Source organism: Vibrio sp. 10N.222.47.A9 (genome assembly GCF_963872585.1).
In the GTDB taxonomy this organism is placed as follows: Bacteria; Pseudomonadota; Gammaproteobacteria; order Enterobacterales; family Vibrionaceae; genus Vibrio; species Vibrio splendidus.
Window position 1 is genome coordinate 40,163 of sequence record NZ_CAWNBB010000054.1, and the last position, 25,181, is coordinate 65,343.

Annotated in this window: 22 protein-coding genes and 1 riboswitch; of the genes, 16 read left to right on the top strand and 6 right to left on the bottom strand. The window is 43.9% G+C overall.

Translation table 11 applies throughout. The annotated features are described in order from the left end of the window. Positions 1–130 precede the first annotated feature (130 nt). A riboswitch (molybdenum cofactor riboswitch) is annotated at positions 131–283 on the top strand. From moaA to AACT19_RS17505, 11 genes are all read left to right on the top strand, one after another. After that, positions 272–1,261, top strand: a complete 990-nt coding sequence (moaA, locus tag AACT19_RS17455) for a GTP 3',8-cyclase MoaA (RefSeq protein ID WP_009848642.1) — start codon at positions 272–274, stop codon at positions 1,259–1,261. Its footprint overlaps the riboswitch before it by 12 nt. A gap of 356 nt (positions 1,262–1,617) precedes the next feature. Next, a complete protein-coding gene (gene moaB / locus AACT19_RS17460) occupies positions 1,618–2,130 on the top strand; it encodes a molybdenum cofactor biosynthesis protein B (protein ID WP_017084034.1) in 513 nt (170 codons plus the stop codon). 12 nt (positions 2,131–2,142) lie between these two features. Then, complete coding sequence (moaC, locus tag AACT19_RS17465) at positions 2,143–2,622, top strand: cyclic pyranopterin monophosphate synthase MoaC (RefSeq protein WP_004734026.1); 480 nt, start codon at positions 2,143–2,145, stop codon at positions 2,620–2,622. Continuing rightward, positions 2,619–2,864 (top strand): molybdopterin synthase sulfur carrier subunit, encoded by a 246-nt coding sequence (gene moaD, locus AACT19_RS17470; RefSeq protein ID WP_076647734.1) that lies wholly within the window; start codon positions 2,619–2,621, stop codon positions 2,862–2,864. The genes moaC and moaD overlap by 4 nt, the downstream gene beginning before the upstream one ends. 2 nt (positions 2,865–2,866) lie before the next feature. Further along, positions 2,867–3,340, top strand: a complete 474-nt coding sequence (moaE, locus tag AACT19_RS17475) for a molybdopterin synthase catalytic subunit MoaE (RefSeq protein ID WP_076647737.1) — start codon at positions 2,867–2,869, stop codon at positions 3,338–3,340. Between the two features lie 663 nt (positions 3,341–4,003). Beyond that, positions 4,004–5,635, top strand: coding sequence for an ABC transporter substrate-binding protein (locus AACT19_RS17480; RefSeq protein WP_076647740.1), 1,632 nt, complete (start codon positions 4,004–4,006; stop codon positions 5,633–5,635). A 103-nt stretch (positions 5,636–5,738) separates the two neighbouring features. After that, positions 5,739–6,659: an oligopeptide ABC transporter permease OppB gene (gene oppB / locus AACT19_RS17485; RefSeq protein WP_017078103.1), complete on the top strand. Its 921-nt coding sequence runs from the start codon at positions 5,739–5,741 to the stop codon at positions 6,657–6,659. Positions 6,660–6,674: 15 nt separating this feature from the next. Beyond that, positions 6,675–7,577 (top strand): oligopeptide ABC transporter permease OppC, encoded by a 903-nt coding sequence (gene oppC / locus AACT19_RS17490; protein ID WP_017078104.1) that lies wholly within the window; start codon positions 6,675–6,677, stop codon positions 7,575–7,577. Between the two features lie 42 nt (positions 7,578–7,619). Continuing rightward, a complete protein-coding gene (locus tag AACT19_RS17495) occupies positions 7,620–8,591 on the top strand; it encodes an ABC transporter ATP-binding protein (RefSeq protein WP_017078105.1) in 972 nt (323 codons plus the stop codon). Continuing rightward, positions 8,588–9,574, top strand: coding sequence for a murein tripeptide/oligopeptide ABC transporter ATP binding protein OppF (gene oppF / locus AACT19_RS17500; RefSeq protein ID WP_004734019.1), 987 nt, complete (start codon positions 8,588–8,590; stop codon positions 9,572–9,574). The genes AACT19_RS17495 and oppF overlap by 4 nt, the downstream gene beginning before the upstream one ends. 354 nt (positions 9,575–9,928) lie before the next feature. Beyond that, positions 9,929–10,867: a glutathione S-transferase family protein gene (locus AACT19_RS17505; protein WP_076647744.1), complete on the top strand. Its 939-nt coding sequence runs from the start codon at positions 9,929–9,931 to the stop codon at positions 10,865–10,867. Positions 10,868–10,959: 92 nt separating this feature from the next. On the opposite strand, the gene pta is transcribed toward AACT19_RS17505, so the two are convergent. After that, positions 10,960–13,125: a phosphate acetyltransferase gene (gene pta / locus AACT19_RS17510; protein ID WP_004734017.1), complete on the bottom strand. Its 2,166-nt coding sequence runs from the start codon at positions 13,123–13,125 to the stop codon at positions 10,960–10,962. A 147-nt stretch (positions 13,126–13,272) separates the two neighbouring features. Next, positions 13,273–14,469 carry an acetate kinase gene (locus AACT19_RS17515; protein WP_004734016.1) on the bottom strand — a complete coding sequence of 399 codons (1,197 nt, stop codon included), beginning with the start codon at positions 14,467–14,469 and terminating at the stop codon, positions 13,273–13,275. Positions 14,470–14,813: 344 nt separating this feature from the next. On the opposite strand from AACT19_RS17515, the gene yfbV reads away from it, so the two are divergent. The 4 genes from yfbV (at position 14,814) to AACT19_RS17535 (ending at position 20,293) form a co-directional block, all read left to right on the top strand. Next, positions 14,814–15,266: a terminus macrodomain insulation protein YfbV gene (gene yfbV / locus AACT19_RS17520; RefSeq protein WP_017084030.1), complete on the top strand. Its 453-nt coding sequence runs from the start codon at positions 14,814–14,816 to the stop codon at positions 15,264–15,266. A gap of 346 nt (positions 15,267–15,612) precedes the next feature. After that, a complete protein-coding gene (locus tag AACT19_RS17525; RefSeq protein ID WP_017078108.1) occupies positions 15,613–16,578 on the top strand; it encodes an ABC transporter substrate binding protein in 966 nt (321 codons plus the stop codon). Positions 16,579–16,768: 190 nt separating this feature from the next. Next, positions 16,769–18,637 (top strand): maltodextrin glucosidase, encoded by a 1,869-nt coding sequence (gene malZ / locus AACT19_RS17530; protein ID WP_076647747.1) that lies wholly within the window; start codon positions 16,769–16,771, stop codon positions 18,635–18,637. 189 nt (positions 18,638–18,826) lie between these two features. Then, the gene (locus AACT19_RS17535) at positions 18,827–20,293 is read left to right on the top strand and encodes a GGDEF domain-containing protein (protein WP_076647750.1); all 1,467 of its coding nucleotides are present in this window, start codon (positions 18,827–18,829) and stop codon (positions 20,291–20,293) included. A 41-nt stretch (positions 20,294–20,334) separates the two neighbouring features. Here AACT19_RS17535 and dusC read toward each other — a convergent pair whose 3' ends face one another. Next, a complete protein-coding gene (dusC, locus tag AACT19_RS17540; protein ID WP_017084026.1) occupies positions 20,335–21,291 on the bottom strand; it encodes a tRNA dihydrouridine(16) synthase DusC in 957 nt (318 codons plus the stop codon). A 71-nt stretch (positions 21,292–21,362) separates the two neighbouring features. Next, positions 21,363–21,917 (bottom strand): prepilin-type N-terminal cleavage/methylation domain-containing protein, encoded by a 555-nt coding sequence (locus tag AACT19_RS17545; protein ID WP_076647753.1) that lies wholly within the window; start codon positions 21,915–21,917, stop codon positions 21,363–21,365. 211 nt (positions 21,918–22,128) lie between these two features. Here AACT19_RS17545 and AACT19_RS17550 point away from each other — a divergent pair, with 211 nt between their 5' ends. Continuing rightward, positions 22,129–22,749, top strand: a complete 621-nt coding sequence (locus tag AACT19_RS17550) for a YecA family protein (protein ID WP_017078113.1) — start codon at positions 22,129–22,131, stop codon at positions 22,747–22,749. A gap of 123 nt (positions 22,750–22,872) precedes the next feature. Here AACT19_RS17550 and dsbB read toward each other — a convergent pair whose 3' ends face one another. Together dsbB and nhaB are read right to left on the bottom strand one after the other, a co-directional pair. After that, positions 22,873–23,382: a disulfide bond formation protein DsbB gene (dsbB, locus tag AACT19_RS17555; protein ID WP_076647780.1), complete on the bottom strand. Its 510-nt coding sequence runs from the start codon at positions 23,380–23,382 to the stop codon at positions 22,873–22,875. A gap of 146 nt (positions 23,383–23,528) precedes the next feature. Next, positions 23,529–25,121 carry a Na(+)/H(+) antiporter NhaB gene (gene nhaB / locus AACT19_RS17560; RefSeq protein WP_004734008.1) on the bottom strand — a complete coding sequence of 531 codons (1,593 nt, stop codon included), beginning with the start codon at positions 25,119–25,121 and terminating at the stop codon, positions 23,529–23,531. Positions 25,122–25,181: the final 60 nt, after the last annotated feature.

Genomic DNA, 25,181 nt, shown 5'->3' on the forward strand with positions numbered 1-25,181 from the left:
ACAAGAGTTATTTTGAGGGTTTGATACGTTTTTTTTGCCGATGTGACCCGTTTTTTGTCATCAGAGCTAGATTCACGTACAAATATTAAGTATTTTATTACTCAGCTACTGCGCGTGTGAATATAACGTGCAGTTGCCATAACTCCGAGCTCTCGCATGCTAAGTCGCACAGTGGTATTTGCTGTACCGATACGCATCAAGAGCCAGTGACATGTTGTCACAAGGGCTTAATTGGAAATGATTATGCCTCCCGTGTTTGGAAAGGTGTTCCGTGGCGCAACAATTCGAAGATAGATTCCATCGCAAGTTTTATTACTTGCGCTTGTCGGTTACAGACGTCTGTAACTTTAAATGTACTTACTGCTTGCCAGATGGTTATAAACCGTCAGGGCAAAAAAACTCGTCTTTTTTAAGTGTTCCCGAGATCAAACGCGTTGTAAAAGCGTTTGCAGATTGTGGTACCTCAAAGATCCGCATTACAGGCGGAGAGCCGAGCCTGCGTAAAGACTTTCCTGAAATCATACATACTGTTGCTTCTACTCCAGGCATCGAAAAAGTAGCCACGACAACGAATGGCTACCGCATGGAGAAACAAGTAGGGCAATGGCGTGATGCTGGTTTAACCCATATAAACGTGAGCGTGGATAGCTTAGATTCGCGCATGTTCCATCAGATCACTGGTGAGAATAAGTTTACAGAGGTTATGCGAGGCATTGATAAAGCGTTTGAGGTTGGCTTTGAACAAGTCAAAGTCAACGTCGTATTGATGAAAGACCTCAATAGTCAGGAATTACCAGCCTTCCTTAATTGGATCAAAGACAAACCTATTCAATTACGTTTTATCGAGCTGATGAAGACCGGCGAGATGGACGAGTTGTTCGATAAACACCATGTGTCTGGCGTTGCGATCCGCAACCAGCTTATTGCTAATGGTTGGCTGTTAAAAGTCAAAGCCGTTAATGATGGCCCCGCGCAAGTGTTTGTCCACCCAGACTACAAGGGTGAAATCGGTTTGATCATGCCTTACGAGAAAGACTTTTGCGAGAGTTGTAACCGACTGCGTGTTTCTGCGACCGGTAAACTTCACTTATGTCTGTTTGGCGACCATGGTGTTGAACTGAGAGATCTAATTCAAGAAGATCAACAAGAGCAAGAGCTCATTGATCGAATTCAGGCTCAGCTTCAAACCAAGTCCGTTAGCCACTTTTTACACGATGGCAACAGCGGCATGACTCCAAACTTGGCGTCAATCGGCGGTTAACCCGCTATATACTCTAAAGCATTTTATCGCTCAGCTTCTTTAAGCTGGGTGAATCAGTCTAGGGCGTGTTGCTCTTTCGAGCTGATTTTTGCAGCGAGTTGCTGGGTATTTATATAAGGCAGAGGCTTTGATGTGTAGCTAGCCTACATGAGAAGCCGATAACGTAGTAGAAATGACCAGCAAACGCTGCCCGAAGGGTTCGGCTAAAAGCGTTTTACTCTTTGTTGAGGGAGATTTGCTTAGAATGACTAGGCTACTTCCCCCTCGCCGCGATTAAAACGCTTTTATCTCGAACAAAATTTAATCACGAAAGGTCAACACGCCCTCATAATTGAAAAATTTATATAGGTGAACAAATGGGTCACGCAGAAAGCAAATTTCAAGCAGCAAACATCGCAGTACTAACCGTTTCAGATACTCGTACAGAAGAAAATGACACGTCAGGTGGTTACCTAGCTGAGCATGCTAAAGAAGCAGGCCACAACGTGGTTGATAAGCAAATCGTTATCGATGATATGTACAAGATCCGTGCGATCGTATCTCAGTGGATTGCTGACGAAAGCGTTCAAGCGATCATGATCACTGGCGGTACGGGCTTCACATCTCGTGACAGCACGCCTGAAGCACTTAAGCCACTATTCGACAAAGAAGTTGAAGGCTTTGGTGAGCTTTTCCGCCAAGTGTCTTATGAAGAGATTGGTACATCGACGATTCAATCTCGTGCGATTGCGGGTTTTGCCAACCACACGGTTATCTTTGCGATGCCTGGCTCTACAGGCGCATGCCGCACCGGTTGGACTAAGATCATCAAGCAACAGATGGATGCTAGCCACCGCCCTTGTAACTTCATGCCACACCTTTCTGTATAAGGTGGTTTGAGCATGAGCCAATTTACACATATTAACGCGTCTGGCGAAGCGAACATGGTCGATGTATCGGCTAAAGCAGAGACAGTACGTGAGGCGAGAGCAGAGGCTTTCGTTCAAATGTCAGCAGAAACGCTAGAGCTGATTGTTTCTGGCAGCCACCATAAAGGTGATGTTTTCGCAACGGCACGTATTGCTGGTATCCAAGCAGCGAAGAAGACGTGGGACTTGATTCCACTGTGTCACCCTTTGCTACTGACTAAAGTAGAAGTACAACTTGAAGCCATTGAGTCTGAAAACAAGGTTCGTATCGAATCGGTATGTAAGCTTGCAGGTAAGACAGGCGTAGAAATGGAAGCGCTAACGGCTGCTTCTGTTGCTGCACTGACGATTTACGATATGTGTAAAGCTGTTCAGAAAGACATTGTTATCGAGAACGTACGTCTGCTAGAGAAGACGGGTGGTAAATCAGGACACTTTAAGGTGGAATCATGATTACGGTACTTTTCTTTGCACAAACTCGTGAACTTGTCGGTGTTGATAGCCTAGAGATCGATGCGCAATACAATACTATTGAAGCGATTCGCAGCCACCTTGCAGCAAAAGAAGGCAAATGGGATATCGCATTGGAAGAGGGCAAGCTTCTGGCTGCACTTAACCAGTCAATTGTACCTTTGACGACAGAAGTGAAAGACGGCGATGAAGTGGCTTTCTTCCCACCTGTTACTGGAGGTTAGTCATGAATGACTCTCGAGTTATTGATCCAAGAGTATTAGTTACTGCTGAAGATTTTTCTGTGGGTGGCGAATACGATTTTCTAGCTCAAGGCACATCTGCGGGAGCGGTTGTGACGTTTGTTGGTAAAGTTCGCGACATGAACCTTGGCGACAACGTGATTGGTTTGTCTCTAGAGCACTATCCGGGTATGACAGAGAAGTCGCTGAGCGAGATCTGTGACCAAGCTGAAGCGCGCTGGCCTATCCAGAAGATGCGAGTGATTCACCGCGTGGGTGACCTAGATATTGGTGACCAGATTGTTTACGTTGGTGTATCAAGTGCACACCGTGGCGCTGCCTTTGAAGCGTGTGAGTTTGTGATGGACTTTCTGAAAACCAAAGCGCCATTTTGGAAAAAAGAACGCACCACTGAAACAACTCGCTGGGTTGATTCTCGCGATTCAGATACTAAAGCTGCGGATCGCTGGGAGAAATAATCCACTCCCTAGCGTGTTTCGCTCTTAACGTGAAAGTGTATTTCAGGTTGGGACGTAGATAGTAAGAAAGCCGACGTTTGACGTCGGTTTTTTTGTGCGTGCTACAAAGTGATTTATAAATAAAAGGCTCTTTAATAAATGGTTAAGCAGTCAAGTTGCATATGAATTCAACGCGTGATTTAGTCTGTCTTGGTGCATTTCCAAATCTGTTTTGGTGCAGTGCATTATGCTGTTTTGTATAAAGTGATAATCCTCACAAATAGTGGAGTCTATTTAGGGGATATGTGATGTGCAATTAGATTTCATGTGGCATTAATGTTAATTTGCCGACAGTGTTCTAGCATAAGATGCTAAATAAAAGTATCAATTCAGATACATCAACACTAAAGGCTGTTTTTTAATAAATCCCTATGTGTAATTAACTATTCATTAGGTTTTTATTAGAGATTTACACTGTTACCTTGAGTAAATCGGAGAATTATCCGATTTTTTGCGACTTGTTTATGGCAAATTACTTCAATGGTTGATAGTGTGTGCCTCAATCTTTGTAAGGTTTTAGGTTTTTATGCTTAAATTTTTAGCTAAATAAATCTAAATCACTGCCGTTCAGTGAACTTAGCAAAGAAGTCATGGATGCAATACGAAAAACTTGGAGTTTATTAAATGTACAAGAATAAAATCACTCAGGCCCTTCTTCTAGGTGCTGGTTTGGCAGTGGCTGCCACTTCTACTCTTTCTATCGCTGCTGAAGTTCCAGCAGGTACAGAACTAGCAAAAGTTCAGGAACTTGTTCGCGGTAACGGTACTGAAGTAGCAACGCTGGATCCGCACAAATCTCAAGGTGTTCCAGAGTCACACGTAATTCGTGACTTGCTAGAAGGATTAGTAAACCAAGATGCTAACGGCAATACTATCCCTGGTGTTGCTGAGACCTGGGAAACGACAGACAACCAAACGTACACATTTCACCTACGTAAAGACGCTAAATGGTCTAACGGCGATCCTGTAACAGCAAATGACTTCGTATACAGCTTCCAGCGCGCTGTTGATCCTGTAACCGCTTCTCCATATGCTTGGTACATGGAATACACCAAAATGGCGAACGCGAAAGACATCGTTGCAGGTAAGAAAGATAAGAGTGAACTAGGTGTTAAAGCTGTAGACGATTACACGTTAGAAGTTACGTTAGATACAGCTGTTCCATATTTCGTAATGATGATGGGTCACACAACAGTTAAGCCAGTACATAAGGCAACTGTTGAGAAGTTTGGTGATCAATGGACTAAACCAGAAAACTTTGTTGGCAATGGTGCATTTGTTCCAAATCAATGGGTAGTTAACGAGCGTCTTGAGCTTGTTCGTAGCGAAAATTACTGGGATAACGAACACACAGTTCTTAATAAAGTAACGTTCCTGCCAATCGAAAACCAAGTTGCTGAAATGAACCGCTTCCTTTCTGGTGAGCTAGATTTCACATACGAAGTGCCTAACGAACACTTTCGTCGTCTACAGAAAGAATACCCACAAGATGTAAACATCAAGGGTAACCTGTGTACTTACTACTACCAGTTTAACGCACAGAAAGCGCCTTTCAACGATGTACGTGTACGTAAAGCGATGTCTTATGCTATGGACCGCGATATCGTGACTAAAGCGATCCTTGGCCAAGGCCAAAAACCAGCGTACTTCCTGACTCCTGAAATTACAGCTGGTTTTGACCCAGTAACTCCAGAGTATGGTCAACTTTCTCAAAAAGAGCGTATCGCTGAAGCGAAGCGTCTTCTAGAAGAAGCTGGTTACACGAAGAGTAATCCTCTTGAGTTCAATCTCCTTTACAACACATCTGAAAACCATAAGAAGCTTGCAGTCGCAATCGCATCAATGTGGAAAAAAGAGCTTGGTATTGATGCGAAACTCGAAAACCAAGAGTGGAAATCATACTTAGACAGTAAAGATACTGGTAACTTTGACGTTGCTCGTGCAGGTTGGTGTGGTGACTACAATGAAGCATCTTCATTCCTAACATTGATGGTTAGTCAAAATACTACTGCTGGTCAGCACTACAAGAGTGCAGACTATGACAAGATTATCGATAAAGCACTGCACTCTACTTCGGAAGAAGAGCGCACCAAGCTATACATTGATGCAGAAAAATTGCTAGCTAAAGACATGCCAATTGCTCCTGTCTACCAGTACGTTACAACACGTCTAGTATCGCCTCAATTAGGTGGTTACCCAGAAGGTAACGCCGAAGATAAGATTTATTCAAAAGATCTTTATATCAAAGCAAAATAACCTCCTATAAAAAATAAAATATAACTAACTTAGACCTGTGTGCGTAAAGCGCACACGGTGTCTATTTGATTTTTAATTGTCACGGACTGAAAAGAGTGAGTTTATGCTTAAATTCATTATGAAAAGGATATTTGAAGCGATTCCAACCATGTTGGTGTTGATCACTATATCTTTCTTTCTCATGCGTTTCGCACCGGGTAACCCGTTTTCAAGCGAGCGTCCATTACCGCCAGAAGTTATGGCTAACATCGAAGCTAAATACGGCTTAGATAAACCTGTATTTGAACAGTACACCACGTACTTGACCAACATCCTTCAGGGTGATTTTGGTCCATCTTTTAAATACCAAGATTACACCGTAAATGAGCTGATCGCGGTTGCACTTCCAGTATCTGCGAAGGTAGGTTTTGTAGCATTTATCTTTACCCTGATTATGGGGGTATCGGTCGGAACCATTGCCGCGCTTAAGCACAATACTTGGGTCGATTACACTATAATGTCGACCGCCATGCTCGGGGTGGTGATGCCATCCTTCGTGTTGGCACCAGCGCTTATTTACCTATTTTCACTGCACTGGCATATTTTTCCTGCCGGCGGCTGGCACGGTGGTACGTACATGTACATCGTCCTACCCGTTATCGCGATGTCTCTTTTATATGTAGCAACCTTTGCTCGTATCACTCGCGGTAGCATGATTGAAACCCTTAACAGTAACTTTATCCGTACTGCTCGTGCTAAAGGGCTAAGCTACCGTTATATCGTTCTTAAACATGCGCTCAAACCAGCACTACTCCCTGTTGTTTCATACATGGGGCCAGCGTTCGTAGGTATCATCACAGGTTCAGTTGTTGTTGAAACCATCTTCGGCCTGCCGGGTATCGGTAAGCTGTTTGTTAACGCCGCGTTTAACCGTGATTATTCGTTAGTAATGGGTGTTACCATTTTGATTGGTTTCCTATTCATCTTGTTCAACGCAATCGTTGATATTTTACTAGCGCTTATTGACCCGAAAATTCGCTACTAGCAGGGACGCATGGTTATGTTGAAGAAAAAAGAAAACTTAGAAGCGATCGAAAAATTCTCTGAGAGTTTGGAAATTGAAGGCCGTAGCTTGTGGCAAGATGCGCGTATTCGTTTTATGCGTAACAAAGCGGCAATGGTCAGTTTGTTTATCCTTACTATCATGGTGCTATCGGTAATCTTCTTACCTATGCTAGCACAGCATGCTTATGATGATACTGACTGGTACGCAATGCATGCAGCGCCAAGCGCGGATCACTGGTTTGGTACCGACAGTTTAGGTCGTGATCTATACGTTCGTACGATGATTGGTGGCCGTATTTCTCTTATGGTTGGTGTGATGGGTGCATTCGTAGCGGTACTGATTGGTACGCTTTACGGTGCAGCTTCAGGCTTCATTGGCGGTCGCACTGACCGAGTGATGATGCGTATCCTGGAGATCTTATACGCGGTTCCTTTCATGTTCCTAGTTATCGTACTGGTGACGTTCTTTGGTCGTAATATCGTACTCATCTTTGTTGCTATCGGTGCGATTGCTTGGCTCGATATGGCGCGTATTGTACGTGGCCAAACATTGAGTTTACGTAGTAAAGAGTTCATTGAGGCTGCTCACGTATGTGGTGTCAGTAAATGGAAAATCATTACACGTCATATCGTACCGAACGTATTGGGTATTGTTGCGGTTTACTCAACGCTACTTATTCCAAGCATGATCCTTACTGAATCATTCTTATCTTTCCTTGGTCTTGGTGTTCAAGAGCCTATGACAAGTTGGGGAGCGCTGTTACAAGAAGGCTCGCAAACAATGGAAGTTGCTATTTGGCAACTGGCATTCCCAGCGGCATTCATGGTAGTTACGCTGTTCTGCTTTAACTACGTAGGTGATGGTCTGCGCGACGCGCTTGATCCAAAAGACAGATAAAGAAATAGCAATTAAAAGCTATAAAAGATTAAGGAAGCAATAATGAGCTTATTAGATGTCAAAGATCTGCGCGTCGAATTTACCACGCAAGATGGTATCGTAACCGCAGTAAACGACCTGAACTTCTCACTCAACCAAGGCGAAACGCTGGGTATTGTTGGTGAGTCGGGTTCGGGTAAATCTCAAACGGTATTTGCACTAATGGGACTGCTGGCTAAGAACGGCATCATCTCAGGCAGTGCAAAGTTTGAAGGTAATGAGATTCTCAATCTACCTGAGAAAGCACTGAACAAGGTTCGCGCTGAACAGATCGCGATGATCTTCCAAGATCCAATGACGTCACTGAATCCTTACATGAAAGTATGTGATCAGCTGATGGAAGTGCTTATGCTGCATAAAGGCATGGGCAAAGCGGAAGCGTTCGAAGAATCAGTACGTATGCTGGAAGCGGTGAAAATCCCTGAGGCACGTAAACGTATTACCATGTATCCACACGAATTTTCTGGCGGTATGCGTCAACGTGTGATGATTGCAATGGCTTTGCTATGTCGTCCAAAACTACTGATTGCTGATGAACCAACAACGGCGTTGGATGTAACCATTCAAGCGCAAATCATGGAATTGCTGAACGAGCTTAAAGATGAGTTCAATACAGCAATCATCATGATCACCCATGATTTGGGTGTAGTTGCCGGTTCTTGTGACAAAGTTCTAGTGATGTACGCTGGCCGTACCATGGAATACGGCACAGTAGATGAAATATTCTATGAGCCTAGCCACCCTTATGCGGAAGGCCTGCTTAAAGCAATTCCTCGTTTGGATACCGAAGGTGAAATTCTGCCGACGATTCCAGGTAACCCACCTAACTTACTTCGCCTGCCAACAGGCTGTCCTTACCAAGATCGTTGTCATCGGGTAATGGACCGTTGTAAGCAAGAAGCACCAATTTTGCAGCCATTTGCGAAAGATCGTCAGCGTGCTTGTTTTTCTGACTGGGAGACTTGGACAAAATGAGTAAAGAATTACTATTAGATATTAAAAACCTTAAGGTTCACTTTAGCATTGCTGCCAAGTCTGCTTGGCCTTGGGCGAAACCATCAAACCTTAAAGCGGTTGATGGTGTGGATGTTCACCTTTACGAAGGTGAGACTCTGGGTGTAGTAGGGGAGTCTGGCTGTGGTAAGTCAACATTTGCACGCGCAATTATTGGCTTAGTTGAGGCAACTGAAGGCGAAGTTATGTGGTTAGGTCAAGACCTGACTAAGATGCAGGAAGTGAAGCGTCGTGAGACTCGTAAAGAGATTCAGATGATCTTCCAAGACCCACTAGCATCGCTTAACCCACGTATGTCAGTTGGAGACATCATTGCTGAACCTCTACAAACTTTCTATCCAGAGCTTTCTAAACAGGAAGTGAAAGATCGAGTTAAAGAGATGATGGCAAAGGTTGGTTTACTACCAAACGTGATCAACCGTTACCCACATGAATTCTCTGGTGGCCAGTGTCAACGTATCGGTATCGCGCGTGCACTTATCTTGAAGCCTAAGATGATCATCTGTGATGAGCCGGTTTCTGCTCTGGATGTATCTATCCAAGCTCAAGTTGTTAACCTTCTTATGGAACTACAGAAAGAGTTAGGTTTGTCTTTGGTATTCATCGCGCACGATTTGTCAGTGGTGAAACACATCTCTGACCGTGTATTGGTGATGTATTTAGGTAATGCTGTTGAACTAGGTGAATCAGATGCCTTGTTCTCAGATCCTAAGCACCCATATACCAAAGCATTGATGTCTGCAGTTCCAATTCCAGACCCTCGCTTAGAGCGCAGCAAAACGATTCAGATGTTGGAAGGTGATTTACCATCGCCAATCAACCCACCATCGGGTTGTGTGTTCCGTACTCGTTGCCCTGAAGCAACCGAGGCCTGCGCGCAAACCAAGCCAACCATTCAAGGCGATGACGTACACGCAGTATCTTGCTTGCACGTACAAGTCTAGAACCCGTTTGATACGGTTCAGCCTGTGACAGGCTTAAGCGCAACTTTTTATAGGTTGCGCTTTTTTTATGCTTACGTATTCGAGGATCTTCACCTTCATCAAATTATTTGAACAACTAAGCCAACTTCTTCTAGTTTTGAAAAAGTTTGCTTTTTTTATACTAATACCAATCGTAGTAAATAACTGCTCATCCTAGCTTGTTAAAACGCTCGATAACGGCGTTAGAATTTTTGATTGTAGAATAACTACTAACAGAAAAATTCTTCCTTGTTCTCAAGCCTTTTCTCTGCGCTATTTCTGAACATTTACTTACTGTGATTGGTATAAAAAATTTTGGATGACAGAGGTTTGGATATGGGTAAGTTAGTTGAAGGTGTTTGGCATGACGTTTGGTATGACACCAAAGAAAGCGGTGGCAAGTTTGTTCGCGAAGATGCAGGCTTTCGTCACTGGATAGAGAACAAAGCCGGTGCACAATTTCAGCCAGAAAGCGGCCGTTATCACTTATACGTATCATTGGCTTGCCCCTGGGCGCACCGAACTTTAATCTTCCGTGAACTTAAAGATCTAACCGATCATATTGACGTGACGGTCGTCTGCCCAGACATGATGAGTGAAGGGTGGCAAATGGGGTTACCTGAACCTTTATTCGGCCATACTCGTATGCACCAAATTTACACTCAAGCCAAGCCTGATTACTCAGGACGAGTAACGGTTCCTGTACTGTGGGATAAAAAGACCAATACCATCGTGAGTAACGAGTCCTCTGAAATTATCCGCATGTTCAACTCAGAATTTAATGAGTTAACAGGCAACACGGATGATTACTATCCATGGGAGTTGGCAAAGAAGGTTGATGAGTGGAATGATTATATTTATCCGAACATCAACAACGGCGTTTATCGTACTGGCTTTGCAACGACACAAGAAGCTTGTGAAGAAGCGTATGACGCGTTATTTGAGGCGTTAGACAAAGTAGATGCACATCTTAGTGAACATCGTTATCTAGCGGGTAATGACATCACAGAAGCAGACTGGAGGTTGTTTACCACTCTGGTTCGATTCGATGCAGTGTATGTAGGTCACTTTAAGTGTAACAAGCAGCGAATTTCAGACTATGTCCATATTCAGGGTTACTTAAAAGAGTTGTACCAAGTAGAGGGTATTAAAGAGACTACTGATTTCTACCATATTAAGCGTCACTACTACTACAGCCACACTGGCATTAATCCGACTCAAGTTGTGCCCAAAGGACCAGCATTAGATTTAGAGTCAGCCCATGGGCGAGGCTAGATTAATCTTAAAAGTATCAAATAACCTTAAGCGTTAGACATAAAAAAACCCTAGATAAGAATCTAGGGTTTTTGCTTTCTACAAAAGAAAAATTAGTTAATTACTTTTTCTTCAGCTTGAGCTGCTTGGTCTGCTTGGATAGCCGTTAGAGCTACTGTGTAAACGATATCGTCTACTAGAGCGCCACGAGACAAGTCATTTACTGGCTTGCGCATACCTTGAAGCATTGGACCGATAGACACTAGGTCTGCTGAACGCTGTACAGCTTTGTAAGTCGTGTTACCCGTGTTTAGGTCTGGGAATACGAATACTGTCGCTTTACCTGCAACTGGAGAGTTAGGCGCTTTAGAAGCGGCTACGTTTTCCATGATTGCTGCGTCGTACTGAAGAGGACCGTCGATCACTAGATCAGGACGTTTCGCTTGAGCAAGTTTGGTTGCTTCACGTACTTTATCTACGTCTGCACCTTTACCAGATTCACCAGTAGAGTAAGAGATCATAGCAACGCGTGGGTCGATACCGAATGCCGCAGCAGAATCTGCAGATTGGATAGCGATTTCAGCAAGCTGTTCAGCTGTTGGATCTGGGTTGATCGCACAGTCACCGTATACAAGCACTTGATCAGGCAGAAGCATGAAGAAGATTGAAGATACGATAGAAGCATCAGGAGCCGTCTTGATGATCTGGAACGGAGGAACGATTGTGTTCGCCGTTGTGTGAACAGCACCAGAAACTAGGCCGTCAACTTCACCAGCTTCAAGCATCATAGTACCTAGGAATACTGAATCGTCTAGCTTCTCACGAGCGACAACTTCAGTCATACCTTTAGCGCCACGAAGTTCTACTAGACGAGCTACGTAGTTTTCGCGAACAGATGCAGAATCGATGATCTCAACGCCAGCGCCTAGTTCAACACCTTGTTGTGCAGCAACGCGACGGATTTCGTCTGGGTTACCAAGAAGCACACAAGTTGCGATACCGCGTTCAGCACAGATAGAAGCTGCTTTAACAGTACGTGGCTCATCACCTTCAGGAAGAACGATACGCTTAGCCGCTTTACGAGCGAACTCTGTTAACTGGTAACGGAATGCTGGTGGGCTTAGACGACGAATACCTTGAGTGCCTTCAGATAGAGAATCAATCCAAGGGCCATCAATGTGGCTTGCAACGTGATCGTTAACGAACTCGATACGCTCTTTATCGTCTGCAGGAACTTCTAGGTTGAAGCTCTGTAGGTTTAGAGACGTCTGCCAAGTGTTACCTTGAGCCTTGAAGATCGGTAGACCTGACGCGAATGCTGGTGCACAAAGGTTAGCAATGCTTTCTGGAATGTCGTAACCGCCAGTCAGTAGGATTGCGCCAATCTCAACACCGTTTTTCGCAGCAAGAGCCGCAGCAACGATAACGTCAGGACGGTCTGCAGAAGTTACTAGCAGTGAACCTGGTTTGAAGTGCTCAATCATGTGCGGTAGAGAACGTGCACAGAAAGTGATGCTCTTAATACGACGAGTTGAGATTTCACCTTCGTTAACGATTTCAGCGTTAAGGTGCTTAGCCATATCAACCGCACGAGTAGCGATTAGGTCGATGCTCCATGGCACACAGCCAAGAACACGGATAGGGCTAGAGTTGAAGATTTGCATTACTTCAAGGTTCGCTTGTTGAGCGCTATCTGCATCATCGAAGATTTCAGAAAGGTCAGGGCGAGTACGGCCAGCTTCATCAACAGGTGCATTCAGTTTGTTAATAATAACGCCTGAGATGTTCTTGTTTTTAGTGCCGCCGAAGTTAGAACATGCTACTTCGATGTGCTCTTTAAGCTGAATAGGGTTGTATGTACCCGGAGTCGCAACGAATACGATCTCTGCGCCTAGTGTTTTAGCGATTTCCGCGTTCACTTGGTTAGCAAATGGGTGCTTACGAGTAGGTACTAGACCTTCGATAAGCGTTACTTCTGCATCTTTGTTGATCTTGTTGTATTGCTCAACAACAGACTCTAGAAGCTCGTCCATTTTTTCGCTACCGATCAAAGCTTCAGCTTTAGTCATTGCGATTGGCTCACCAATCTTAATGTCGCTGTTTGCGCTGATGATAGTAGACGTTAAATCAGGTTGGTTACCACCGCTGCGAGGTTGAGCGATTGGCTTGTAGAAAGAAACACTTACGCCCTTACGCTCCATAGCGCGAAGAACACCCATGCTAACACTAGTAAGACCAACACCAGCGCTTGTAGGGATAAGCATAATAGTACGGGACATTGACGAACACCTTTGACTATTGGAAATAAAAAAAGCTCAACTGCTATTCCCACCGATATTTAAATTGGGGTAGGAATAGAAGTTGAGCCCCATTTTCTTGATATGAAAAACTGACTAGCTTCGAGTGAAGCTAGTCAGGAAAATCAATTAAAGACCTGCTAGTTTCGCAGTGTCTTCAGCAATTACTAGCTCTTCATTAGTAGAGATAACCATTGCAGGGATACGGCTGTTAGCTGTAGTGATAGTACCTTCGCCGCCGAAACGTGCTTTAAGGTTAGCTTCGCTGTCAACTTCGATGCCGAAGATGCCTAGGCGGTTAAGAACCATTTCACGGATTGGGCCAGAGTTCTCGCCGATGCCGCCAGTGAAAGTGATTGCGTCTAGACGACCTTCTAGAGTTGCAGTGTAACCAGCAACGTACTTAGCTAGACGGTGACAGAACACGTCCATTGCACGAGTTGCTTCTTCTTTCTCACCGTAGTTGTCTTCAACGAAACGACAGTCAGAAGTCACTTCAGTTAGACCTGCTAGGCCAGACTCTTTAGTTAGCATGTTGTTGATTTCTTCAACAGAGTAACCAAGAGCGTCGTGTAGGTGGAAGATGATCGCAGGATCTAGGTCACCACAACGAGTACCCATTACAAGACCTTCAAGAGGAGTAAGACCCATAGAAGTATCTACAGATTGACCGTTCTTGATAGCACATACAGATGCGCCGTTACCTAGGTGACAGTTGATGATGTTAACTTCTTCAACTGGCTTGTTTAGTAGACCAGCAACTTCACGAGTAATGAACAGGTGAGAAGTACCGTGCATGCCGTAACGACGGATGCCGTGCTCTTTGTACAGGTTGTACGGTAGAGCGTATAGGTAAGACTCAGAAGGCATTGTTTGGTGGAACGCAGTGTCAAATACAGCAACGTTTTGTAGACCAGGGAAGTTCTGTTGAGCCGCTTCGATACCGATAAGGTGAGCTGGGTTATGAAGAGGTGCGAAAGTCGCAGCGTCTTGAATACCCTTAAGAACTTCATCAGTGATAAGTGCAGAAGAAGTGAACTGCTCGCCACCGTGTACGATACGGTGACCGATAGCGCCAAGGTTAGCTTTAAGCTCAGGCTTAGAAGCAAGAATAGTTTCTACCATGAAAGATAGTGCTTCTACGTGAGCTGCGCCCGCGCCTAGTTGTGCTTCATGCTTGCCGTCAAGTTTCCACTTCATACGAGCTTCTGGAAGACCAAGACACTCAGCAAGACCAGTTAGGTGCTCAGCACCTGTTTCTGCATCAACAACAGCAAATTTAAGAGAAGAACTACCACAGTTTAAAACTAAAACTAGCTTAGACATTAATGACTACCTGTTTATTTTTCTGATCGAAATCAGTTAAGGATGAAAATTAATCTCAAGAATAGTCGAAGCACATAGGCTTGCGTACTAACCTTGGTCAAAAAAACGTTAATTTCCGTATTAAAGTGAAAGCGCACTTTTTCAGAAAAAGAGGCTTTTGCATTCCTTGCAGAAGTCGTCCCAAAGTTGCTTAAATTGTAAATAAGGGCAACAATGAGATTGAGGTCTGCAAATAATAGCGATATTGTGCAAATATAACAAAAAAATTTGAAAGAATATTATTTTTCGTCAAATTTTTGTGTTTTTAGTTGATGATTTCAACTTTTTTTTAATGGGAGACTCATATGAGTAATAGAGTTGGTTTAGCGAGTAGTTTAAAAGATGGCCAAAAGTACATGGATCTCTGGCCTGTTCGAAAAGAGTTAAACGCTATCTTCCCTGAACAGCGCATCATTAAAGCCACACGTTTTGGTGTGAAAGTGATGCCAGCGATAGCTGCTATTAGTATTCTGACACAAATGGTCTTCAATAATTATCATGCGATGCCGCAAGCTGTGGTTATGGCGTTGTTTGCGATCAGCTTGCCGCTTCAAGGCATGTGGTGGTTAGGTAACCGTTCGAACACTCAATTACCGCCAGCATTGGTTTCTTGGTATCGAGAGTTGCACGAGAAGATCAGCGAAACAGGTTTTGCATTGGAACCAATGAAACCACGCCCTCGTTATAAAGAGTTGGCGATCATTTTGAATCGCGCATTTCGTCAGCTAGACAAATCTTCAATGGAACGTTGGTTCTAGCAGGTCGTCTTATCTCTCCCTCTAGTCTGAGAACAGTCATACATCATCGATAGCTCGTTCTCAGATTTGCTCCTCTTTTCTAATCGCTTCACTTGCCTTTTATTCACTTGTCTTTTATCCACATAGCCTTGCCTTTATCTACCGTGCTTATCTTGTATTCACTGAGTTTCTTAACTTTAAATCAAACAAGCCCGCTTATCCTCGCATAATTCGAACCTTGTTGTATTTTTGTTAAATATCACTTCAAGTTATCAATGGTTACTGGTAATAATGTCAATAGTGGTTTTTTTGATGTTGTTCTCTTCGAGCGAGTAATAACGAGTAGAGCTTGATTTAGGGAGCGATAATGAGTTCTGTAAGAAAGGTATTGGCAGCGGTTTTAAGCTGTCTGTTGTTGCTATGGACTGGTAATGTAATGGCGAACGTCGCCAAAGTGTCGGTTTCACAAGTTGTCGACCATCCAGATCTGAATGCGACGCGTCTAGGGCTTCTTGAAGGGTTAAGAGCCAAAGGTTACGAACCGGGAAAAAATTTAGAATTCTCCTATGAAATGGCTGATGGTAACCCCGCTCAGGCAGCAAAAATTGCCAGAGAACTAGTCAGCGAAAACCCTCATGTCTTAGTTGGCATCGCGACACCGACTTCGCAAGCTTTGGTTTCTGCGACTCGCTCAATACCGATTGTATTTACCGCGGTTACGGACCCTATCGGTGCAAGGCTTGTTAAACAATTGGATAAACCGGGACGAAATGTCACGGGCCTTTCTGACTTATCACCTATTTCCCAACACGTATCTCTTATTAAAGAGCTACTCCCTAATGCAGATTCAATCGGAGTGGTTTACAACCCCGCCGAGGCAAATGCCGTCGCGTTAGTTGGGCTATTAAAGAAGTCGGCACGAGACTTTGGTTTTACTCTGCACACTGAAAAAGCGCTAACCATCGATGATGTAGAATCAAAAACCGAATCCATTGCTAAGAAGTCGGATGTTATTTACGCACTGACAGATAACACTGTTGCAAGTGGTATCGAAGGGCTTATAGAAGCTGCGAACCGGGCTGGAACGCCAGTGGTTGCCGGAGCGACGTCTTATGTGGGTAAGGGGGCGATAGCTGGCTTAGGTCTAGACTACTATGATGTTGGGGTGCAAACCGCCGATTATGTGGCTGCTATTCTGAACGGACAAAAACCGGGGAAGCTGAGTGTTAAAACTGCACAGAGTTCGCAACTGGTTGTGAATTTGGATGCTGCTCGTGAGCTTGGTGTCACATTGCCTCAGTCTGTGATTGATCGTGCGATAGTTAGCCGTTGATGGAGTAATTGAAAATTGGGTCTCCTCTTGAAAAATGGTCGATTCATTTGATCATTTTGAGAGAAATCGACTTAATGTAAACAAAGTGGATCTACAAAGCGTGATCTACTTTGACTGATGTTATTTTTCTCGTTGTGGTCAAAGAAATTTTTCATATCTTAAGCAAATTAAATATTGCTCGAGAACCGCTATGAAACCTTTTATCTTTCATGCTCAAACCTCCGATTACTTCCACGAAAAAGAGGGTGTGCTAACCGTAACATTAGTGTCTGAACGCACTGACTGGAATAAGGTTCAGTTGAGGCATGAGCCAGATAACGAAGAGTATCTACTCGACATGGTGCAAGTTGGTACTGAAGGGCGGTTGACGCTGTGGCAAGCCTCTTTTCCTGCGAATACAGACAGAAACGTTACGCACTATGCGTTCAAGCTTGTCGATTCAAAAGGACAGTATTGGCTTGATGCTAAGGGCGTCCATAGCCGCGTTGCGAGTCGTGAGTTTCATTTTAAGTTTAATACCCAACATCGCCCACCATCATGGGTGCCGGAGCAGGTATTTTATCAAATCTTCCCTGAACGATTTTGCAACGGAAATCCGAGTATCAGTGTCAAAGCGGGCGAGTATCGCTTAAAAGAAGATACCTTAGATGTCGTAGTGAAAGAATGGGGCGAGTCTGTCGAAGGACACAATGGAACGGGCGCCGCAGAGTTCTTTGGTGGTGACCTAGCGGGTATTCATAGCAAGTTAGATTACCTGCAAGATCTAGGCATCACCGCGTTGTATCTCAACCCCATTTTTCAGTCGCCGAGCAACCATAAATACGACACAACCGATTACTACAATGTCGATACCCATTTCGGGACCAATGATGAGTTCTCTGCACTTTCAAAAGACATTCACACGCGTGATATGAAAATCGTTCTGGATGCGGTATTTAATCACACTTCGGTTGAGCACCCTTGGTTTGATAAACTGAAAGCCACTGACTCCGGTGCATATGACAACCCAGGTTCGGCATTTCATGACTATTATTTTTTCGACCCCGAAAACACTCAGCAATATGTTAGTTGGAAAAATATTAGCTCACTTCCAGTCTTAAACTTCTCCAATGTTTCCGTGCGAGAACATATATTCCACTCACAAGACTCTGTGATTAAGCACTGGTTAAAAGCACCTTATAACATCGATGGCTGGCGCTTCGATGTGATTCATATGTTAGGTGAAGGGGAGGGAGCCTATAACAACGCACATTATGTGAAAGCATTCCGTGATTCAGCAAAAGCCGAGAACCCCGAAGCCTACATCTTGGGAGAGCACTTCTTCGAGGCCACATCATGGTTACAGGGAGAGCAAGAAGACGGGTCGATGAACTATTATGGATTTGCTCACCCAGTTCGTGCGCTATTGGCAAAGCAAGACATCGCGTACGAGCCGATTGATATTGATATGTTGGCTTTTTCTGATTGGTTAGCTGAAGCGAGAGCTAAAGTTCCTTGGTTGAATCAATTATCGCAGCTAAATCAACTGGACAGTCATGATACGGCTCGACTGCTAACGCTTCTAAATGGTAACCAAGCTAAGCAAAAACTGGCGCTGACGTTACTGTTTACCTATGTCGGAACTCCATGTTTGTATTATGGGACAGAAGTGGGCTTGGAAGGTGGTCAAGACCCAGACAATCGCAGATGCTTCCCGTGGGATAAAGAAGATACTTCGCATTGGTTCCCTTTCCATCAAGCGTTGATAAAATTGAGAACAGAACGCCGCAGCTTACAAAGTGGTGCTTACCTAGAGTTATATTGTGATGCAGAGACGTTAGTGTTTACTCGTTGCCTTAGGGGTGAAAAGACACTGGTTGTGCTCAACCTATCTCAAGATGAAAAAGTGCTGTCTTTACCTGTGTGGATGCTCGGACAAGAACAAGGGAAGTTGATTGACTTACAAGATGAGTTGGTTGACTTACAAGGTAAAGTGAAGGGCGAGCCAATTGTTAATGGTGTCGTTGATCTTGTGGTCACAGCGATGAAAGCTAAGATTTATGACGTGGTAAATCGTTGAATTTAAACTGACTAAGACAGTATCCGCTAACCCTGCTTAATGCAGGGTTAGTTTTTCAAAGGAGTCAATTGTTCAATGATACGGCCTGATTCATATCAACTTACACTCTTTTACCTCGAGGAAAATGTCCATTAATGTAATAATATTAATGGAGTAAATGAAAACAGCTGATCGCTAAGAGCACATTATATGAAAGTAAACAGGCACTTTAGCCTTACCTTTGTCTTCGGGTTTCCCGCAGTGATCGCCGCGATGCTACTTGGCCTAATAGGAAAGAACCACTTTGACGCGGTAGAAAAAGACATCAGCAGCGAATTCAACCGTATTGAAGACGTGTTCAAAGGAACCACTAAAGTTGTCACCGCCCTAGACTACAGTTTCTCAAATTACTACAAATCCGGTAATCCTCTTTTCCTCGACCACAACAAGCAAGTGGTTGATGGTCTTTGCCGTATTTGGCCTATCGATAGCCTGCTTCTTGCCGATGGCAAAACTACCGACATTCCTTCCGTTGATATTGATTACATGCTGGTCGGTGAAGAATCTTTGTGTACAGAAACCAGCGGTACCTATAAAAGTGCTTCCGAGAAAATAGCGCTAGCACCTATTCTTTCATTTCTCTCTCAACTTGATGAATTCCACAATGGTGTGCATTTTATTGATAAACGCGGATACGTTATTTCGTCACCGGAAGATTTTGCTAAAGGGTTAGGAAAGGAATTACTTTCGACCATCAAAAGCCGTCCATATTGGCAAAGAACCGCTAACAACCCAGATCTACTGACTTTATCTGGCCCTGCATATCGTTTTGATTCCCTTGACCGAATTATTAGTATGACGATTCCCGTGTTCCATCAAGGAGTGCACCAAGGGATGCTCTCAGTAGATATTGATGCTGACAGGTTACTCGCGAGCTCTAATGAGCACCTAGCGGGTCGGATCGATATTATTGATACGACTTTAGCTAACCCTATTGATACGGCCACGTTCTATCACGAGATTAAGCTAGAAGGGGTCGCGTCTCATCATGCGATGTACTACGAGTTGGATCTTGCTAGCGAAGTGGAGCACTTTTTCGTTTATGAAAAAGACAGCCTAATCGTCGCTATTATCGTGTACCTGTTCTCGGTTACGATTTTCTTTTATGTTAACTCCAATATTGAACGTGGTTACTTCAAAGAACTAGCAGCTAAAGACCCAATGACCGGGTTATTGAATCGACGAGGCTTAGAAGCGTTTTGGCGCAGCGTAGAGCACGATCAACTGTTTGCCTTAACGGTATTTGATATCGACGATTTTAAGTCAATTAATGATACTCATGGCCACGATAAAGGTGATGATGTGATTCGTTATATGTCACGTCAAATTAGTAACAGTGTTCGAAGTAGTGATGTGGCAGCACGGTTTGGCGGAGAAGAGTTTGTCGTTTATATGAAAGGCGATGATCGTGAGACGCTGATAAGGACACTAGAACGTGTAAAAAATGCGGTCTGCGCGAACTCGGCCGACATTGTTCCTAATGGATTTACGGTATCTGGCGGTGTTTGTATTGTTGAAACAGAGAAAAACAAGCTTAACTTTGAAGAGATATTTAAATACGCCGATGAAAAACTGTACGTGGCTAAGACGACGGGTAAAGACCGGATCGTATTTTAGCCACGCTATGAGGTTCAATATCGCGATAAGGGGGAACTAACTCAAACGGGTTGGTGGTATTCTTCTTGATAACGTTGAAGGCGCTCTACAATGGGTGGCGCTTTTTTGAAAGTACGAATTTCTTTAAATAGTTCGTTCGCTTCAGGGTAGCCTTTACTTAAATAGACAAACCATTGTTTCACTCTATTGGGGTAGTACATGCCTTTATCCCCTTTAATTTGAAACTCGGAATAGCGGAGTAAAAGTGCGATTACTTTGTCCCATGGCATTTTCTGGTGGTTGTGCTTAACAACGTTGCCAAGATTGGGAATATTAAAAGCGCCGCGGCAGACCATCAATGAATCAACACCTGTGGCTTCTATGCAATCTTGACCATCTTGGTAGTTCCAGATTTCCCCATTAGCAATCAACGGCAGAGAGGTTTTCTCTCTTATTTGATTGATGTAATCCCATTTGATTTCACTGGCTTTATAGCCGCCAACTTTGGTTCTTGCATGCACAGTGAGTTCGTCAGCTTTTGCTTGCTCGATAGCGTCGACAATTTCAAAGCACTCTTCCGGGTGCTCCCAACCCAATCGGATTTTTGCGGACACGGGAATGTGCGCAGGGACAGCTTCTCGACAGGCGTTCACCACTTGATAGATGAGTTCTGGCTCTTTTAGTAGTGAAGCCCCACCATTACTTTTGTTTACCGCTTTTGCTGGGCACCCAAAATTAAGATCAATGCCTTTAGCGCCTAAGTTTGCCGCTTGAAAAGCATTTTCGGCCATCCAGTTCGGGTGTTGCCCTAGAAGTTGCAGATGGATTGGCACACCTGCCATGGTTTGAGAGCCTTGATGCAGCTCTGGGCAAATACGGTGGAACACATGTGGAGGAAGAAGTTGATCAACGACGCGCACAAACTCTGTCACACAGAGATCGTAATCATTGATCTCTGTAAGAATCTCACGCATTAGGTGGTCTAGTACGCCCTCCATAGGGCCAAGTATTACTCGCATGCTGCTTTACCGAAACTGAGTGAACCGAAAAATTCGAGGCGTGATTGTACGGTTTGTTAGTTAGATTGTCACTAAGGAGCGGTGTTCGCCATTTCTCGGGTTACTCTCACTTCTCCGGTAATCGGTGAATAATAGAGAATGGGTAAACGTTCAGAAGTTGTAAAGCTCGGAGTGTAATAGTAATAGCACTCGGGTGTTCCTGTATACCAACTAACAATCGCTTCATCAGAAGGAAGGATAAAGCCAGTGTCATATTGAGAACGAGCGACTAAATCAGAATCAATTAAAGAGTTCCAAAGTGCCACACATTGGTTACCTTCTACTTGCGGATCTCCTGTAGGCGGTTGTTCTCGAACTGAGATTGGAAAACCGGTTTCTGATGGATATACATCACCTTCACCATAATTCACCACTTGATCAAAAGCAGGCTCACCATCGACAAGCCATTGCGAGTGGTACATATCGATGCTGTTTCTAAATGCTGAAAACGCACCTTGCGCTAACGCTTCATGAGCGTCTCGCTGAACACCAAGAAAACGAGGCGCCGCGGTTACCGCTAATACACCTAAAATAACGACCACCACAATAAGCTCGAGTAATGTAAAACCTTGGGACCTTGATTTCATGATGAATACGCCTATATGTAACTGAATATTTCAGTGAGCGTTTTACACCCAATATTCTGATTATCAAAGCGAAATAAGTGAAATATCGACGATATTTGAATAGCAATGGTTTGCGTATGGTTATTGGCGGGAAAACAGAGGAAAGTGGTTGGCGACATCTTGGGGAGTATGGCGTTATAATATCGAAAATGCCCCAATATTCAGAGCTTTCATGACATATCAATTATTAAGCCTACCGGAATCAATCACTGACATTACTCCACAGTTCATTGAAGGTTCAATCCTTGCTTCCAACTTAGCGACCAAACCACTCGATCCAGAAGAATGGCTAGCTATCGTTGCACCTGAAACAGGTAAAGAGCTTGTAACAATCGTGACGGAACAGATTAATCGCCAGCACAACCTGATTCAGCGTAGTGAATACTTACTGACAGACGTACTTGTTGATGGTGACTTTAACGAACAATTCGCGGATTTCGCTGAAGGCTTCATGATGGTTTGGCCAACAGTGGAAAAGCAGTGGCAAAGTGTGACTGTCGCGGATGGTACTCTGCGTATGCTGCAAGCACTCCTAACAACCTTGATGCTTGGGATTGATGAAGAACAAACTCAGCAACAAATGGTTGCGGCCGGGCTCGAAAATCCACCAGCGCTTGCCGATTTAATCGATCAGATAGATCTGATGATTTCAGAGGTTGCAATGGCGGCTGATGAGGCGATGCTGGGTAATAAGTCACAGAGTGTGAACCCATTTAAAGATATCGGTCGAAACGACCCTTGCCCTTGTGAAAGCGGCAAAAAGTTTAAACAATGCTGTGGCAAAAACAGCTAATCACGGCTTGTTGAGTAAATCAGCTTGAGTAACAGACTTTCTTTAAGTGATAAAAATCTTAAGCGATAAAAAAGTCGACCTTGTGGTCGACTTTTTTGTTGTTCTAATTTGGATGATCTAGTGTTAATAGTTTTTCGATTTTACAAATTGAGATATAACCACAAAACCGAAAGCAACCAAGTTACCCGCAAAGATAATCACTAGCCATTGAGGCATTGAAAGCTCTAAGAACTGCCATACCACCTTGCTACAGTCACCGTAAGCTTCAAACATCCACGGAGCCCATTGGTTTAAAGGTGCCCAGCTAGGGAAAGTAACGAATAAATCACAGGTTGCGAAAGGAGACGGATTAAACTGGTAATCGACGTGCTCTAAAGCCAACGTCAAACCTTTGTAGGCGCCAAATCCCCAACCAGCAAGGCCTAACCAACGTGATATCGGGTTATTTGGAGCAATAGCACCAATCATTGCAGCGACACCGATAGCAAGCATAGCAACGCGCTCATAGATACACATAACACAAGGGCCAAGCATCATCACGTGTTGAAAGAAGAGAGCGCATGCCTCAAAAAAGACAATAAAAGCCAGCAGTAAAAGCCAAGATAAACGTCCCTTAGAGAAGTCTTTGAGCATTGCAAAAAAGTTCACGAATTTAATCCCGTCTATAAAATAAAAAAGCTCTGAATACTCAGAGCTTTTTATCTTGGATAAGTTTCCTAATCAACTAATATTTTTGATTAGTTAGATACACTTATTGTGTTTCGCAACACAAAATCGGATTAGTGACCACCAGAGATAACTGGAGCGACAACCTCACCAGTACGCTGAATGATCCAGCCTGCATCGTAGAACCAAGCAGTCATCGGCTCAACAAAGAACACGATACCAGCAAGGCCAACAAGAGCCAGTACGATAGTATATGGCAAAGCCATGATGACCATGCGGCCGTAAGACAGTCTAATTAATGGGGCAAGTGCCGATGTTAATAAGAATAGGAATGCAGCTTGACCGTTTGGCGTAGCAACAGAAGGTAGGTTAGTACCTGTGTTGATAGCAACAGCAAGTAGGTCAAATTGGTCACGAGTGATGATGCCTTCAACCAGTGCAGTTTTCACTTCGTTGATGTAAACCGTACCTACGAACACGTTATCTGACACCATCGATAAGATACCGTTGGCCACATAGAATAGTGCGAGCTGTGCGCCTTTATCTTCAACGTGAAGTACTGCATCGATCACTGGCTTAAACAGTCCCTGGTCAATGATTACAGCAACGACAGCGAAAAAGACAGCAAGAAGTGCAGTAAATGGCAGTGCTTCTTCAAAGGCTTTACCCATTGAGTGTTCTTCGATAACGCCAGTAAACGCCGTTGCTAGGATGATAACTGAAAGACCAATCAAACCAACTTCAGCGACGTGAAGCGCAAGGCCTACGATAAGCCAAACTGCGATTGCACTTTGAACCCATAGTTTTGCTACGTCTTGTTTTGTACGGTTTGCGCGTTCTTTGTTGTCAAATTCAACTAAGATTTGGCGAACGTTATTTGGCAGTTCTGCACCGTAGCCAAATACTTTAAATTTCTCTACAAGTGCACAAGTGATAATGCCGCAGATGAATACAGGCAATGTTACTGGCAACATACGGATGATAAATTCACCGAATTCCCAGCCTGCTTGCTTAGCAATCACTAAGTTTTGCGGCTCGCCTACCATGGTCATTACACCACCGAGTGCAGTACCTACACCAGCGTGCATAAGTAGTGAACGTAGGAAAGCACGGTAGTTTTCTAAATCGTCACGTGTAAGCTCAGAGATCTCTTCATCATGAGTATGATCGTGCGCTGACGTTGTGCCCTTACCTGATGCAACCTTGTGATAGATAGAGTAGAAGCCAACCGCAACGCTAATAACAACGGCGATTACTGTTAGAGCATCTAAGAATGCTGACAAGAAAGCAGCTGCGATACAGAAAGCGACAGAGAGTAGGACTTTGGATTGAATGCCAAGCAGGATCTTCGTGAAAATGAACAAAAGAAGTTCTTTCATGAAATAGATGCCAGCAACCATGAATACTAATAAGAGTAAAACTGGAAGGTTTGCTTGTAGCTCATGATAAACCATTTCGGGTTTGGTCATGCCAATGGCGACCGCTTGAATTGCCAATAAACCACCCGGTTGAAGAGGGTAGCATTTTAGAGCCATAGCTAGAGTGAAAATAAACTCAACCACTAATAGCCAGCCCGCAACAAATGGGTCAACTAGGAAGAAAACAAACGGGTTGATGATTAAAAAGGAAATGATGGCAAGTTTATACCAATCAGGAGCCTTACCAAGGAAGTTCTTGATAAAAGCGTTTCCGAGAGACATCGGCATGTTAATACTCTTTTATGTTGATTATGAATAGATAAGCAATACAACATTTGAGAATCGAGC